Raw genomic sequence first — 15,288 nt, forward strand, 5'->3', positions numbered from 1 at the left:
AGCGCCGATGGTAGTTGGGGCTTTGCCCCTGCGAGAGTAGGACGCCGCCAGGCAATTGAAGAAACCATGATACGGAATTCCGTATCATGGTTTTTTTGCATAAAATAAGGATATTGAGAATTATTTTTTCGAAATTATGATATCTTTAAATAAGATTTAAAAAGACCATAAGGGAGGAAAACAAAAAAGTGATTAGATTCATGGAGGTTATACTAGGTATAATTTTTCTTGGTGCAGGATTGAACGGCTATATCGTGTTATTTGGGTATCATCCGATTTTACCAACTAGTCCAGAAGCAATGGAATTTTTAGGCGATGGATATTTATTAGTTTTAGAGAAGACAACGGAAATTATCTGTGGTATTTTACTATTAATACGTAGATATGTTTCTCTAACCTTATTAATATTGGCTGGATTAATAGTCAATATTTTCGCGTTTCACCTATTCGTCGATCATTCACTTCTTCCATTAGCAATTTTACTATTAATTTTTGAAATATCATTGCTATGGTATTATCGAGAGAATTATAAAAGGATTTTACAAAAAAAGTCGTTATAATAGATGAAAACTTGCTAAAAATGAAAGCAGTTCACGGGATTAAGGTATTTTGTTTCATAATATTTAATGTTATGATTCGAGTGTGACTTTCCGTTGATTATATTTACCCATTTAGTTCAGAAATTTCTAATTAAGTTATTTTTAATTGATAGAGTTTGAATGAATCAAATAGAGGTGGATTGGATGTTATTGTCTTCAATTAACCTTGATAAACTATCAAGGGAACAAAAAACAAGCTTGATCTTTGATGGTACAGAAGACGATGGTATACAAGGTGATTGTATCTTGCTCTTTGGTGATCGAAGTTCTTCTAGATCTAGAAAGGCTGCAGACCTATTTTTGAAAAAAAGAGCACCTTATATAATTGTTTCGGGTTCAGGAAATAGATGGGGAGATAATGAAACTCCTGAAGCTATTTGGATGAAAGGGCAATTATTAAATTTTGGTGTTCCAGAAGATAAGATATTTCTGGAATTAGAAGCAGATAACACAACAGAAAACGTACTCGGTGCGGCCTATGTACTAGAAAAGAAGATTGGTCTACATCGAATCAAGCGAATTTTGATTGTAAGTGCACCTTTCCATGTGAAAAGATGTTATTTAACCCTTAGGACTTATATGCCGAACTGGATAGACTATTCATTTTGTCCAGATGATCGAAAGCGCGGACGCAAACATAATTGGTGGACAGACCCCAAGGAAGAAAAGACGATAAATAAAGAAATTGCTTCGCTTATTCGGTATACCAATATGGGGATTCTTAATGATGTAGATATTAAAGATTTGTAGTTAATAAAAACAATGTGATTTAACAAGAATTATTCATGTGGTACTGAGTAAGGGTGGGAAATCGATGAATTATAGCATCGAGCGAATCTCCTTTATGATGATCAGCATAAAAGACTTGTATTAATTGATTGGGAAACCTGCGTAATTGGTGACCCAGTGTACGACTTAGCGGTCCATCTATCAAAAATGAGATATGAACCTGATCAAGAAGAATTATTCTTAAACGAATATATCAAAGAAAATGCACAATTTCACAGTTTATCTTACTTACAAGATCAAGTTCATATTTATCGTAATTTAGAACTTGTCACACTAGTAATTATTGATACCCATCGTTATTTAGATGACATAAAAACAAAAGACTTTACACAAGAGGAACACCATGAATATGCTTATCGGTATTTAACTAAATTGAAAAAAGTTTGGTCTATGTTTGGTATGCAAGAAGATACAATGACATTAGATCAAATTAAAGAAATCTTTTCCTCAATTGCTAAAGTGAACTAGAGTTGTTTCGCGATTTAGCTATTAAAATTGATCGAGTAAATCTCGGATATTTCATAAAGCTTAAATGTAAATCATATAAAGTTAGGATGTTTTGATGAGAAAACAAACAGAAAACACAGTAATGCATAGCTATCCAGGTATGGTTGCAATCGTAACTGTAACGTATCAGGGAGAACATAATATTATGGCAGCCGGCTGGCATTCATACATATCCTTTGAACCACCAATATATGGTGTGGCAATTGGGAGAGAGCGGTATACTTACCAGTTAGTTAAGAAAGCGGGCTGTTTTGCAATAAACTTTTTACCGTTTGAGAAAGCCGAACTCATACAGCAAACGGGTGTATATAGTGGGGGCGATGTAGATAAATTTTCGTCTAGTGGATTGGGTTTCGATCAAGGAATTCAAATAGATGCACCAATCCTGCACGATGCTTACGTTGCATATGAATGTAAAACGATCGATTTGAATTCGTATGGAGATCATGATTGGTTTGTTGGAGATATAGTCCAGTTCTATAAGGACGATGAACGTTTTCATAATAATGGACTACCTAACTTTGAACAGCTAGAAATACCGTTATATCTAGGGCGGTCTAAATATGCCAAGCTTGATCAGAACAGTATTATTGAGACATATAAAATAAAAAAATAGGTTAGATTATTGTGTATGAATAAATTGTTTAGCTATTAAAAAGAAAATAATCTTTAATGCCTAACATACGTTTAAATTTAGTTATAGTATTCCAAATTAAGTAACAGCTATTCACCATTATTCATGTATTAAATGAATTCAAGAAAAATCATGAAATATCTTCCTATCATAATTCACAAAAAATAACTCACTCTAAAAGTGAAAGGGGAGGATATTTGATGCATCAACAATTAAGAAATATTATGACATCAAATGTATTTACCATTAATGAAAATCAATCTGTTCAAGAGGCTGCAGCAATAATGAGTGAGCATAATATTGGTTCGATTCCAGTCGTTAATGACAACGGTCAAATGACGGGGATTGTAACAGACCGCGACATAACGCTTCGTGCCACTGCGCAAGGAGAACAGGCTCAGACACCTATATCTCAAGTTATGACTGCACAACAGATTGTGCAAGCAACTCCAGATATGGATGCTGATCAAGCAGCTCAACTTATGGCACAGCAGCAAATTCGTCGCTTACCGGTTGTAGAAAATGGACAGGTTGTAGGTATGGTTGCGTTGGGTGACCTTGCTGTAGATCATCAATTTGATGACGAAGCAGAACAGGCACTTTCAAGCATTTCAACCCCTTCGAAGCCACAGAAGTAACTAATTATAAGACGAGGCATATAAAGCGTTTTTAACGTTTTATATGCCTCTAATTGTTATGAGGGAAATATTACCTTAGGAATATGTTCGTTGATGTAGTATATTTTTACATGTGGTCATCTAGAAAAGAGGAGAAAGTATGAAAAAAAAGAGTTTTTGTCAGAAAAAACACTTTATCGCTATTGTAATTTTTATGGTTTTATTGATACCTACTGATAAAATCTTCGGAAATAGCACTTCAACTGATACAAAAGCAGAAATATTACCAGGTAATCTTAACATTACTTATAAATCAGTTCCAATTGCAATGAATTATCAAAAAGATTTAGATTTATTAACCGGCTCAATCGGAGACATTGTAGTTACCGATTCATCTGGTTCAGGAAAAGGTTGGAAGATTAATGTTGAAGCAAGTAGTGTAAAGACTATTTTGGATGAAGGGAAAGAAACAGTTTTACAAAATGAATCAATACGTATACATAAACAAGGTGCAAAAATAGTAGGAGAGGAAAATATGCTTCCACGTTTTGTGGGTGGGGCTTACCTCATCCTAGATAGTGGGGAGCCGAATACGCTTTTAGTCGCAAATAAGTCAAAAGGGATGGGACAGTTTCATATTTCTTTTCCTCATGATTCTTTGCAGCTAGCCGTACCAAATTATCGAGAAGAATATAAGTATGAAACAACCCTAACCTTTTCCATTATTCACGGTCCTTAAAATACGATAAAAAAGCCAAGAGAGAGCCCTTGGCTTTTTTATTGTTTAACGTTTTCGCATTCCTAGCCAATACATTCCTCCAGCAAGTACAACGCCACCAATAGCAAACCAGATCCATGATGGAAAACGATTATTATCTTCATGAGTTGTAACAGTGGGTTGTGTTCTTTCTACATACTTATTAATTTCTTCGTCTCCAATCGAAAACTCTTCTTCCGATGTGATTTCTTTTCCATCTACATTCATTGTTAAGAATAACTTGTAACTACCTTCTTCTAACGTTTCATAATCCCAATACATAGGATATCGAATTTGTGTAAAAGGAGCCATTTTAAAGCTAGGAATTTCACCGTTGAAAAGTTGGTTACCGCTTGAGTCTTCTACTCGGTACTGACCTGATATATTTTCTTGAATTAGTCCGGCTGCATTTTTGAATATTGAGTAAACACTAGGGCCTTCTGGACTAAACCCAACGTTTTCTAATTGGAAGTTCGAATGAGCACGATTTGGAAAATCCAATTGTATCGCAACGGCATTAGCTATTTCCGTTTTTAAGATGAAATTAGCTTCGCCTTCTTCTGCATCCGAAGATTCTTCTTTTGGTGTCCCTTCAGTAACGAATCGTATCCCGCCTAAAGCTGTTCCAATATCCATATTTGGAACAGTAATATCAATTGTAACTTCTCTTGTTTCTTTCGGTTCAAGTGTTACTTCGGAATCCAAACTTATGTGGTCAGCTAATTTTATTGCCTGGTTAAGTAGTTTGGATTTATCGGATTGAAGTTCCCTACTATATAACATTCCTCCACTTGGATTGGAATAACCATTAGCTGGTTCCATTCTTACTTTTAAATCCTCATCTAAATTGTTCTTAAGTTTTACTGTAACTGTTTGGTCTTGACCTGGCTCCACATTTAAATGAAAATATCCTCTAACCCCATCTACCTGATTCGATGGGTAAACAGGCTCAATATATAAAGGCACTGTATTTTCTTGAGCAAAAATTATGAAAGGACTTGAGATAATCAGTAAAAAGAATAAACAAGTAACACGAATATTCATACTACAACCACCTTTCTTGTATATGTTACCCATATGTATAAATAGTATGAAACCAACAGAAACTAAAAAATATTAAAATAGGAAGGAGGGGGAATATTGGTTCGTATTAAGGGACATGAAATACACGAAAACAATGGCAATGTTGAAGTTATTCTTCATCTCGATACAGCACCTACAGCGTTAGAAGAATTTTCGGCTGAGCTTGGACATGACCAAAATGCTAACATTAAGAAGTCAGCAATACAGTATGTCCGTAAAAACTTACCAGATGTGAAATATCAGAAAATAAAAGTTATGATTGGTGGTGCTGTGATTGCAAGCGTGCTAGGAATGGCACTCGTTGTTCCTGGAGCAGCTGGAAATCAGGTGCATGCAGCCCCAACTGAGGTAGGTGTTACTACAGAGGCACAAACTGCAGAAATAAGTGATTTAACTGTGGGAAATTTTACTGCAGTAGTTTTAGATGGTAGGACACAAGAAACATTTGCAGATATTAATGATTTTACAATTACAGATGCAACTGGCTCTGGTGCTGGATGGAATGTTATTATGTCGGCAACTCAATTTACGGATCCTAATACGCAACGAACACTCCCAGCTGGTTCACTTTCTGTAAAAGCCCCAAATCTAATTGCCAATGAGGGCTCTGGATCTACACCGGCAGATGACATTATAAAGACTGGTGGTTTGATTGATGACGGTGCTGGTACAACTATTCTAAGTGCTGGAACAGATGAAGGAATGGGGAGTTACACGACTTCATTTGATCCTGACGCACTAACACTTAATGTACCGGGTGGAGCGTATACAGGAACATATACTTCTACAGTGACCGTAACAATAAATAGCGGACCTTAAGTGAACAAATTTATCCTACTCTGCTCGTAGAAAGAACTTTTCTATTGAGCAGGGTGTTTAACTAACATTTGAAAAATTCGCTAATCGTTTTTGAACCAACTTTCCTGTATGGACTATTTAGGGTCTGTGTGCCTTGTGAAATAAAGCATAAGGAAGTAATCTATTTTAAATGTACCGTACTAGCGGTGCTTTTTTGTTTTAAATAGGATAAAATAACTACTTGATGTATTGTATTTTACTTCATGATAGATTACTATTAAATATATAATAGTAGATAAATGACAAAGGCAAACTATTTGAAAAGATAGGACGCAAAGTTTAGGGTCTAAGGTTTAATACTAATGATCGCCTGACTACCAATTTTATATGAATTGGCTATTCTTCTAAGGATAGTCATTTTTTACTATGTACACTACATAATTGTAAATGATTAGCATAGGGGGATATAAATGTTTAAACGGTTTAAATTTCAAAAGTTAAATTTTAAGAATATACGAATAGGTTGGAAATATGGTATTGCCCTATTGATCGTCTTATTATTATTTGGGGGGGCTTCTGGTGTTGTCATGTATATGGTTAACAGTATCGGGGGAGATATTGAGACGGTAGAACATCGTAGCGATATAACGATGAGTATTTCTGAAATGGGTTCCCTAACCCGTTCGAAAGGGATTCGAATTGTTTCGTATCTTCAAGAACAAGATCCAGCGCTTGTTGAAGAATATGAGATAAGGCAAGAACAATTTAATACGCTAGCAACAGATGTTAGTTTAATGGATAAAACCGAGGAGCAAGAACTATTATTCCAGCATATTATTTCCAATGATCAAGAAATAAATCGAATTTTTAAAAATTATATTGTATCCGCTATCAACGAAGGGAAAATGAGTTCAGCAGAAGCATACGTAAAGAATGCAAATGAGCTACGTGCAGAGGCAATTGATTTATTAGATCAATTAACTGCAACAGTGAATGAGGAGCGTCAGTCGGCTATTTCTGATACGAAGCAAAGCCAAAATGTTACGTTTATTACCCAGCTTGCTACTTTAATTGGGTCGGTCATCGTTGGTGGACTACTCGTATTGTATATCAGTAAAATTGTTTCTAGTAACTTACATAAAGTAGTAGAGATGAGTAATAAAATTTCGGAAGGGGATCTAACTGTAGCTAAACTAGATTATGTGGGGAAAGATGAAATTGGTCAGTTAGCATCTTCCGTAAATAAGATGAGTTCAAATTTACAGGAATTATTAAAGGAAGTAACCACTGTTTCTGAATCAGTAAGCAGTCAAAGTGAGGAGTTAACACAATCAGCAAATGAGGTAAGAGAAGGCTCCGAACAAGTTGCTTCTACAATGCAGGAATTAGCTCATGGTTCAGAAACACAGGCAACTAGTGCTAGTGAGTTATCTGCTACAATGAATTCTTTCTTTGATAAAGTGAGAGAAGCAAATGAAAATGGAGGTCGTATTGAACAGGCTAGCAACAGTGTCCTTGAATTAACAAATAAAGGAACACACTTAATGGAAACATCCACAGAACAGATGACAAAGATTGACCAAATCGTACAAACAGCAGTTGCGAAAGTGCAAGGATTAGATTCGCAATCTCAACAAATAACAGAACTAGTATCTGTTATCCGAGATATCGCAGATCAAACAAATCTGTTAGCTTTAAATGCAGCTATTGAAGCAGCTAGAGCCGGCGAACATGGAAAGGGATTTGCTGTAGTAGCTGATGAAGTTAGAAAGCTAGCAGAGCAAGTGTCCGTATCGGTAACGGATATTACCGATATTGTTCGTAATATACAACAAGAATCGAGTAATGTGACCGAATCATTGCGAGGTGGATATGTAGAGGTAGAACAAGGAACAAAGCAAATTAAGTCTACTAGTGAAACATTTAAGGAAATAAGTGATGCTATTAAGAATATGGCTTCACGAGTAGAGAAGGTTTCAGAGAACTTAACGGAAATAGAAGAACAGACGGTGCAAATGAATACTTCTGTAGAGGAGATTGCTTCTATATCTGAGGAATCAGCTGCAGGAATAGAACAAACGTCAGCATCTTCGCAACAAACAAGTAGTTCAATGGAGGAAATGTCAAGAAGTTCAGAAGATCTTTCCAAACTGGCAGAGGAAATGAACCAGTTAGTTCGTAAGTTCCGATTGTAAGTGAAAAGATGTCCCTTTTATTAGGGGCATCTTTTTAGATTTGTTTGGTGTTAATTGGAATAGGTCTTTATGAAGGTTGCTATTTGGAGCTATTTGTTTTATACTACGAATAATTAACTAAGAAAGGGTGTTACTTAGGCAGATGGACAATTAATTCTATTTTTACCGTAATTTGAATAAGTCATGCTAATACAGAGAGTATCTCTGTTTATTTTGTTATGGACTATATTCAATAACGAAGAATAGGATTAGACTGTCTATGTAACACTTGTAGAGGTGTTTTCGCTACATCTATTTTGAAGAAGGAAAGTAGAAATTGTTCTTTCTGCATAGGGATAAACTTGGGCAAACCAGTAAGTAGTATGTGGTTGCCCAGTTTTAATAGATTTAGCTATTTCATTTAATTGACTGTCAGCTTCTTATTCTTCTAACAGAGTGGGAAGCTTTTTTAGTTTCCCTCCAACTCATGATAAGGAGGAAAACGGCATGGTATTACTAGAAGGAATTCATTTAACGTATGAAATTGCCGACAAAGTTTTGATAAACACCAAGCATTTGCAAATACAAAAAGGTGATCGTATCGGGGTTATTGGTAAAAATGGTTCTGGGAAGTCAACATTATTAACGATTTTAGCTGGTGAAATAGAACCAACAACAGGAGTGGTTCAAACAACAGCAACTCGAACATTGCTACCGCAGCTAAAGTATCAGAATACAACAAAAAGCGGTGGAGAAACAACACAAGCGTATATTAATCATGCTCTAGCTGAAAAAGCAGACATACTATTTGCTGACGAACCAACAACGAATTTAGACATGGCACACATTGAAAAATTGGAGAGGCAATTAAAGCGAATAGACGGTGCGTTAGTGCTTGTTTCCCATGACCGTACTTTTTTAAATGCGCTTTGTACAAAAATCTGGGAAGTGAAGGATGGTGCTATAAAAGAATACGTAGGTAATTACGAAGACTTCGAGTTACAACGGAATTTGGAAATAAACCATCAAAAAACGGAATATGAGAAATATGTCCAAAAAAAGAAACAACTGGAAAATGCATTGATTGAAAAGAAGAAGAAGGCTGTACGTGCGACCAAGAAACCGAATAAAAAGAGTGATTCCGAAACAAAACAAACTGGAGCTAGACCTTACTTTGCTAAAAAGCAAAAGAAATTAGAAACGACAGCGAAAGCAATTAAAACAAGGTTGGAGAAATTAGAAAGCGTTGAGAAAATACAGGAAGATCCGCCTTTAAATATGGATGTAATCGGTGCTGAAAAGTTAAAACAGCGTATTATAGTAAAGGTGGAGGATTTGGAAGGGAGAATTGGAAAGCGTTTATTATGGGGAAAAGTGTCCTTTCAAGTGAAATCTGGGGATAAGCTAGCAATTATCGGCGATAATGGCACAGGGAAAACTACGTTAGTTAAGAAAATCCTAGCCCGTGACAAAGGAATTCACGTATCACCCGCTGTGAAAATCGGTTATTTTAGCCAAAATTTAGATATACTTGATCTCGATAAAACAATCTTAGAAAATGTGGAGCAGTCATCATCACAAGAATCTTCATTAATACGCACAGTTTTAGCAAGATTGCATTTTTTTCAAGAAGATGTTCATAAGCAAGTAGATGTGCTAAGCGGAGGGGAACGAGTCAAAGTTGTTTTTGCGAAGCTATTTCTTAGTGATGCAAACCTACTAATTTTAGATGAACCGACGAACTATTTGGATATTTATGCTGTAGAAGCGTTAGAGTCTCTTTTAAAGGAATATCCAGGTACAGTAATATTCGTATCGCATGATCGACGCTTTATGGAAGAGGTTGCTGGTCGTATCCTACACATTCATCATCAGAAAATCCATGGGTTTAATGGTAGTTACCAGGAATACCTTCAGTTTGATCAAGGAAAAAATTCCAAAGAAGACGATCTACTTATCTTGGAAACGAAAATATCTGATGTGCTTAGTAGATTAAGTATAGATCCAACTCCTGAACTGGAAAAAGAGTTCCAACTATTACTGAAAGAAAAGAAGAATCGTATTAAATAATTCGTGGAGAAAAGAGAGTTCTTATTTAAATGAAAGACTCTCTTTTTTCTATGTTAAAATTTAGATAATGACGAAAACGTGAGGAGTGTTACCATGAAGGAAGATAATTGGATTGGTTTTATACTTATTTTAGTTGTAACGTACACGGTAATAATGCTTTTTGTAATTGAAAAGACTTCCATAATCGTAGGTATCCAAATTAACTTTAGTTTTATCATAGGTATTCTGTTAGTTATCGTTATAAAAATTAGAAAAAAATAGATTTATGTATATGATAAACTAGAAGAATAGATAAGATTGGAGGATTTTTAATGAAGCATAAACCCATCTATGTCGAAATTCCAATTCATGCAAAGATGGACGAGCTCTGGCATGCAACACAAAATCCGAAATTACACGAACAGTGGGATGTGCGTTTTTCTTCGATAACGTATTTACCGAAGGAAGAAGGCAAACCACAGTTATTTTCCTATAAAACTAAAATTGGATTTGGAATTGAAATAGCTGGTTGGGGGAAAAGTGTTGGAAGCCATCATGCAGAAAATGATTCGAGAACATCTTCCTTACATTTTGGTACGGACCAAAAAATCTCGATTATTCGTGAAGGCAGAGGTTATTGGAAGTACATACCGAAAGAGGATGGATCTATCACGTTTTTAACTCAATATAATTATGAGCCTAGTTTTGGAAGGATAGGTAGTTTAATTGACCACTATATTTTCCGTCCATTAATTGGCTGGGGCACAGCCTTAAGCTTTGATGTATTGAAACGTTGGCTAGAAAAAGAAGAAAGCCCTGCATCACAGTTTCTTCGCTTTTTTAGTATTTGGATTCTATCATTCTTCTTTATGTTTCTTTGGATGTATCATGGACTAATACCCAAATTGTTGTTTATGCATCCAGATGAAGTAACGATGATAACCAATACCATACCATTAACTTTTGAACAGGGGAAATGGATCGTATATATAGCTGGGATACTCGAACTTGCATTTGGTTTCCTTTGGTTATTCTACCGGAATAAAAAGCAGTTGTTTACGTTCCAAATAATTATTTTTCCGTTGCTGACATTAGGAGCAGTTATTGCAGAACCGGGTTATTTGATTCAACCATTTAATCCACTGACTTTTAATATGTCATTATTCGTGCTATCTGTAATTGGATTCCTGCTTAGTAAGAATGTACCAACAGCTAAAAGTTGTAAACGAACAAGATAGGGGATTTATATGTCAATTTATGAACGTGCACTAGGAAATCAATTTCGAAAAATGCATCCGAAGTTGCAAGAACGTTATCTTTTTGAGGGTGATCGTCCTTTTCGGGCGAAAGGAGTTATGGATTATGTTTATAGGGGATCTACATTTTTATATCCATTATACAGACTAGGATTAAAGCGGAAACTGTTATTTCCTGAGCATGGAAGGGATATTCCATTTACGATTATCAATACACCATGTAAAGGGAACGATGGTGAACAACAAATTCATTGGCAACGGGAGTTTCATTTTGAAAATAAAAAACGATACTTCAATGCTCTGATGAGCTTCGATGAACATAGTCACATGATTAAAGACTATTTTGGAGAACCTCCTATTTTTTATTCTGATCTGTCATTTACAGTAACGAAAGCAAAAGGATTAAAAATTGAATCAAAGCAACAACGATTGGTAATAGGTAGAATGGAAATACCAGTTCCAAAACTATTCCAAGGAGTCGCTACCGTAATAGAAGAATTTGATGATGTAGAAAAGAATTTTTTGATTCATGTAAAAGTTACCAATCCATTAGTAGGGAATTTGATGTCATATAAGGGGAGGTTCGCAACCGATGACATTTCGTAAGCTGGGATTGATAAATGCGATCGTATTATTGATAATCTTTTTCTTAGGCATTGATCCTTGGTATGAGATTTTACTTGTTGTAGCGCAAGTTGTTTTTGTACCAATAGCTTTGGATTTAATAGACAAAGAAGAAAAGCAGCTACCACCATATAGTACTTATTTTGGATTTGTTTCTTTTGTCGCTGTATTTATTTTACTAGTAACGGATGTTACTCCATTTGATCCAATTCTAGTTTTCTTTTATTTTTCTTTCACGATCGTTGTTGCTTTTTACGGATTTACTAGATTTATGAACCGAGGATTTGAACATGTAGAGGAAGCTATGATCGACTTTGGCTTGATGTATTTAGCGATTGGTGGAGGATGGTTCTTAGCATTTGAAATGGGAATCGATACAGGTTTTTCACCGCTATTAACTTGGTTGACAGCGATCCATTTTCATTACTCCGCATTTCTATTGCCAATTTTCGTTGGTTTTCTTGGGAGAATATATAAGAATGAGATTTACAAGTATGTCGGCATCATTATTTTACTATCTCCAATTATTGTGGCGCTAGGTATTACTTTCTCACCAGTTATGGAAGTATTTTCTGTAGTACTTTATATAGTTGGAATCTACGGAATAATAATCCTTTCTTATCAAACAGTATTCCACTCAAGGCTACAAAGGCTTGCAGTCCGCCTTTCTTTATTGACTTTGGGAGTTACTATTTTATTTTCACTTGTTTATGCGCTAGGGAATCTTACAAATCAATGGTCTTTGTCAATTGATTTTATGCTCTTATTCCACGGGATTAGTAATGCAATTATTTTTGGATTAATTGGAATAGTTGGATGGAGTCTTCAAGTTCCTCTCGCTCGCTATCAACCAAAAGTATTTCCAATTAGTAAAATAAGAGGTAAGAGTCGTATTGGTGAGAACTTTATTATGGGAAAAAAGGATACCCAAGAGGTAAGCGGATTAGTGGATGACTTGAGTGATTATGAACCAGCACTCCAGATGGATACACTTTCGTCAACCATTAAAGACTTTTATGAAAATACGCAAAACTACAGACTGGTTGCTCAGGTGAAATGGAAGCTATGGTTCTTACCGTTTGCTACTGTTTATCGATTAATAAGTCGTTTTATACAACAATTAAATCTACCTCTTTCAAGAGAGTGGATGGAAATGAAGGGAGATATTATCTCTATTCGTGATGAACTGGATGGTAGGGAACGAACAAGAGCATGGGTGCGGAAAGCAAAGGCCGAAACGATTTTTATAGCACTTTATTCCAGCCATTTTCAACATGATAAGCGGTATATGAATATCGCATTACCATTACCGGGTTCTGCCATGGTAGGGGTTTTAGAAGCACATCAAAAAGGGATTGATCTGCAATTAACGAGTAAAAAAATCTCTCACTCTGGTTCCGATTCCGGCATATATTTAGCAGGTAAACAATTTCTTTTTAAACTTCCGTTAGAAGAAGATTTTCATTTGCGAGAGATAGAGAAAGGGATTCTTAAAGCTACGCATCAAATGTGGATATTTGCTGTCCCTTTTCTAACCATAAATTATCATATTTATCATCATACAAAAAAATGATGAATATCTTTTAAATAGGGCCACTGATGTAAACACTATAAAGGAAATAAAGGTACCGGGAGTTGATTATATTGAAATTCTATAAGGTAGGATTTTTCATCGTATTTATTTTCTTTATTTGGTTTGGTTATACAACAATCTCATCAAGCCCTGAAAGTAAACAAGCTCGCACTATGGAGGCGAATAATGTGTTGAATGAAAAGGATCAAGTAGTCGTTAACAGTACCTCCTCCACCGAAAATAAACAATTTGCTGAACTGGAAAACTATTTGCAAGATGAGCCAATCTTAGATGGGGCGCTTGTAGGAATAAGTATTCGATCTGCATCCACTGGTGATTTGTTATATGATTCTCTTGGCGATACTCGTTTGAAACCAGCCTCTAACATGAAGTTAATTACGGGATTTGCTGCATTGTCCGTTTTGGGAGAGGATCACCGATTTACAACAGAGATATTAACAAATGGTGACATAACTGAGAACCGTTTAGATGGGGATTTGTATATAAAAGGGAAAGGTGACCCAACCTTGCTTCCTGAGGATTTTAAACTACTAGCAAAAAAAGTTCAGGAGAGTGGAATTCAAACCATTAATGGTGACATTATCGGTGATGATACTTGGTATGATGATGTTCGGTTATCTAGGGGGTTAAATTGGAGTGATGAGCATTGGTACTATGGAGCTCAAATATCCGCCCTCACCGCATCTCCTAATAAAGACTATGATGCTGGATCAATTATTGTGGAGGTACATCCAAGCGATCAAGCCGGTGACAAACCAAAAGTAATCATCTCTCCTAAAGTAGATTACATAGAAATACAGAATAACGCCAAAACTGTTTCAGCTAATCAAGAGGAAGACGTAACATTAAATCGAAAACATGGGACAAATATATTTACGATTGACGGTACGATTCCGGTTGATTCTTCAAGTGTAAAAGAGTGGATGTCTGTTTGGGAGCCAACAGGATATGTATTGGACTTATTTAAACAGTCCTTAAAAGAGCAAGGAATAACTTGGAATGGAACATGGAAAACAGGTCGAGTAAAAGATGGTAGTGAGGTATTGTATTCACACAAATCAATGCCATTATCGGAATTATTTGTTCCATTTATGAAGTTAAGCAATAATGCACATGCCGAGGTAATGGTGAAAGAAATGGGGAAGGTAGTACATGGTGAAGGAAGCTGGGAAAAGGGAATGGAGGTTATCGAAGCAGAGTTAGAGAAAGCAGGAATTGATGCAACAAAGTTAGATTTGAGAGATGGATCTGGAATTTCTCACGCTAATTTGTTAACTCCAAATGCTATTTCCAGTCTTCTTTATAGAGCGAGACAAGAAGAATGGTTTCCAGTCTATTTGCATTCCTTACCAGATGCCGGGAACCCAGAGCGAATGCTTGGAGGAACATTAAGGTATCGAATGGCAGACCTACCTGTACAAGCGAAAACTGGAACAATTGCAGGTGTCAGTACATTGTCAGGGTATGTAGAGAGTAAAAGTGGCGAAACAGTGATTTTTTCAATCTTAGTAAATAATTTAGTGGATGAAGATGATGGGCCACAAGTAGTTGATCAGATCGTGAAGAAAATTTATGAGATATTTTAAAACGAATAGATTGACAGCTTTGAATTCTTCCTATATTATTTGTTTTAACAATTAAATAGAATTATTTTTATTCTTATCCAGAGAGGTGGAGGGAGATGGCCCTTTGAAGCCTCGGCAACAGGTTCTTATGAATACTGTGCCAATTCCAGCAAGCATATGCTTGAAAGATAAGGAAGAGAAAATATCTATTATAGGTAATCAAACTCTTTTCTTATCATTAA

14 protein-coding genes, 1 pseudogene and 2 riboswitches are annotated in these 15,288 nt (G+C 35.7%); of the genes and pseudogenes, 14 read left to right on the forward strand and 1 reads right to left on the reverse strand.

Going from position 1 to position 15,288, the window contains the following annotated elements; genetic code table 11:
- Positions 1–188: 188 nt before the first annotated feature.
- From BMX40_RS09865 to BMX40_RS09890, 6 genes and pseudogenes are all read left to right on the forward strand, one after another.
- Entirely contained in the window at positions 189–560 is a 372-nt protein-coding gene (locus BMX40_RS09865) for a hypothetical protein (protein ID WP_244513477.1), read from the forward strand.
- 183 nt (positions 561–743) lie between these two features.
- Positions 744–1,349, forward strand: coding sequence for a YdcF family protein (locus BMX40_RS09870; RefSeq protein ID WP_170840742.1), 606 nt, complete (start codon positions 744–746; stop codon positions 1,347–1,349).
- A gap of 87 nt (positions 1,350–1,436) precedes the next feature.
- Positions 1,437–1,856, forward strand: a pseudogene (locus tag BMX40_RS09875) (phosphotransferase family protein); the annotation flags it as partial.
- 94 nt (positions 1,857–1,950) lie between these two features.
- Positions 1,951–2,511 carry a flavin reductase family protein gene (locus BMX40_RS09880; RefSeq protein WP_090869360.1) on the forward strand — a complete coding sequence of 187 codons (561 nt, stop codon included), beginning with the start codon at positions 1,951–1,953 and terminating at the stop codon, positions 2,509–2,511.
- A 218-nt stretch (positions 2,512–2,729) separates the two neighbouring features.
- Positions 2,730–3,167, forward strand: coding sequence for a CBS domain-containing protein (locus BMX40_RS09885; protein WP_090869362.1), 438 nt, complete (start codon positions 2,730–2,732; stop codon positions 3,165–3,167).
- 139 nt (positions 3,168–3,306) lie between these two features.
- The gene (locus tag BMX40_RS09890; RefSeq protein WP_090869364.1) at positions 3,307–3,885 is read left to right on the forward strand and encodes a WxL domain-containing protein; all 579 of its coding nucleotides are present in this window, start codon (positions 3,307–3,309) and stop codon (positions 3,883–3,885) included.
- A gap of 45 nt (positions 3,886–3,930) precedes the next feature.
- Here BMX40_RS09890 and BMX40_RS09895 read toward each other — a convergent pair whose 3' ends face one another.
- Positions 3,931–4,947 carry a DUF916 domain-containing protein gene (locus BMX40_RS09895; RefSeq protein ID WP_170840743.1) on the reverse strand — a complete coding sequence of 339 codons (1,017 nt, stop codon included), beginning with the start codon at positions 4,945–4,947 and terminating at the stop codon, positions 3,931–3,933.
- Positions 4,948–5,043: 96 nt separating this feature from the next.
- Between BMX40_RS09895 and BMX40_RS09900 the strand changes: the two genes are divergently transcribed.
- The 8 genes from BMX40_RS09900 (at position 5,044) to dacB (ending at position 15,067) form a co-directional block, all read left to right on the forward strand.
- Complete coding sequence (locus BMX40_RS09900; RefSeq protein ID WP_090869369.1) at positions 5,044–5,805, forward strand: WxL domain-containing protein; 762 nt, start codon at positions 5,044–5,046, stop codon at positions 5,803–5,805.
- Between the two features lie 276 nt (positions 5,806–6,081).
- Positions 6,082–6,166, forward strand: a riboswitch (cyclic di-GMP riboswitch).
- 88 nt (positions 6,167–6,254) lie between these two features.
- A complete protein-coding gene (locus BMX40_RS09905; RefSeq protein WP_090869371.1) occupies positions 6,255–7,979 on the forward strand; it encodes a methyl-accepting chemotaxis protein in 1,725 nt (574 codons plus the stop codon).
- 486 nt (positions 7,980–8,465) lie between these two features.
- On the forward strand, positions 8,466–10,028 hold the full coding sequence (locus tag BMX40_RS09910) for a Vga family ABC-F type ribosomal protection protein (RefSeq protein ID WP_090869373.1): 1,563 nt from the start codon (positions 8,466–8,468) through the stop codon (positions 10,026–10,028).
- Between the two features lie 93 nt (positions 10,029–10,121).
- Positions 10,122–10,289 (forward strand): hypothetical protein, encoded by a 168-nt coding sequence (locus tag BMX40_RS20230; protein WP_170840744.1) that lies wholly within the window; start codon positions 10,122–10,124, stop codon positions 10,287–10,289.
- Between the two features lie 50 nt (positions 10,290–10,339).
- Entirely contained in the window at positions 10,340–11,245 is a 906-nt protein-coding gene (locus BMX40_RS09915) for a DoxX-like family protein (protein ID WP_090869375.1), read from the forward strand.
- A gap of 9 nt (positions 11,246–11,254) precedes the next feature.
- On the forward strand, positions 11,255–11,869 hold the full coding sequence (locus tag BMX40_RS09920; protein ID WP_244513480.1) for a DUF4166 domain-containing protein: 615 nt from the start codon (positions 11,255–11,257) through the stop codon (positions 11,867–11,869).
- On the forward strand, positions 11,856–13,460 hold the full coding sequence (locus BMX40_RS09925) for a YndJ family protein (RefSeq protein ID WP_090869379.1): 1,605 nt from the start codon (positions 11,856–11,858) through the stop codon (positions 13,458–13,460). Before BMX40_RS09920 ends, BMX40_RS09925 begins: the two co-directional genes overlap by 14 nt.
- A 71-nt stretch (positions 13,461–13,531) precedes the next feature.
- Positions 13,532–15,067, forward strand: coding sequence for a D-alanyl-D-alanine carboxypeptidase/D-alanyl-D-alanine endopeptidase (gene dacB / locus BMX40_RS09930; protein WP_244513483.1), 1,536 nt, complete (start codon positions 13,532–13,534; stop codon positions 15,065–15,067).
- Between the two features lie 70 nt (positions 15,068–15,137).
- Positions 15,138–15,241: riboswitch (SAM riboswitch) on the forward strand.
- Positions 15,242–15,288: the final 47 nt, after the last annotated feature.

Source organism: Oceanobacillus limi, assembly GCF_900111445.1.
Classification (GTDB): domain Bacteria; phylum Bacillota; class Bacilli; order Bacillales; family Amphibacillaceae; genus Ornithinibacillus; species Ornithinibacillus limi.

What these genes read in the sequence shown, in the direction of transcription:
- BMX40_RS09870 (WP_170840742.1), top strand. Translation starts at nt 744, where the DNA reads ATGTTATTGTCTTCAATTAACCTTGATAAACTATCAAGGGAACAAAAA.
- BMX40_RS09880 (WP_090869360.1), top strand. Translation starts at nt 1,951, where the DNA reads ATGAGAAAACAAACAGAAAACACAGTAATGCATAGCTATCCAGGTATG.
- BMX40_RS09885 (WP_090869362.1), top strand. Translation starts at nt 2,730, where the DNA reads ATGCATCAACAATTAAGAAATATTATGACATCAAATGTATTTACCATT.
- BMX40_RS09890 (WP_090869364.1), top strand. Translation starts at nt 3,307, where the DNA reads ATGAAAAAAAAGAGTTTTTGTCAGAAAAAACACTTTATCGCTATTGTA.
- BMX40_RS09895 (WP_170840743.1), bottom strand. Translation starts at nt 4,947, where the DNA reads ATGAATATTCGTGTTACTTGTTTATTCTTTTTACTGATTATCTCAAGT.
- BMX40_RS09905 (WP_090869371.1), top strand. Translation starts at nt 6,255, where the DNA reads ATGTTTAAACGGTTTAAATTTCAAAAGTTAAATTTTAAGAATATACGA.
- BMX40_RS09910 (WP_090869373.1), top strand. Translation starts at nt 8,466, where the DNA reads ATGGTATTACTAGAAGGAATTCATTTAACGTATGAAATTGCCGACAAA.
- BMX40_RS20230 (WP_170840744.1), top strand. Translation starts at nt 10,122, where the DNA reads ATGAAGGAAGATAATTGGATTGGTTTTATACTTATTTTAGTTGTAACG.
- BMX40_RS09915 (WP_090869375.1), top strand. Translation starts at nt 10,340, where the DNA reads ATGAAGCATAAACCCATCTATGTCGAAATTCCAATTCATGCAAAGATG.
- BMX40_RS09920 (WP_244513480.1), top strand. Translation starts at nt 11,255, where the DNA reads ATGTCAATTTATGAACGTGCACTAGGAAATCAATTTCGAAAAATGCAT.
- BMX40_RS09925 (WP_090869379.1), top strand. Translation starts at nt 11,856, where the DNA reads ATGACATTTCGTAAGCTGGGATTGATAAATGCGATCGTATTATTGATA.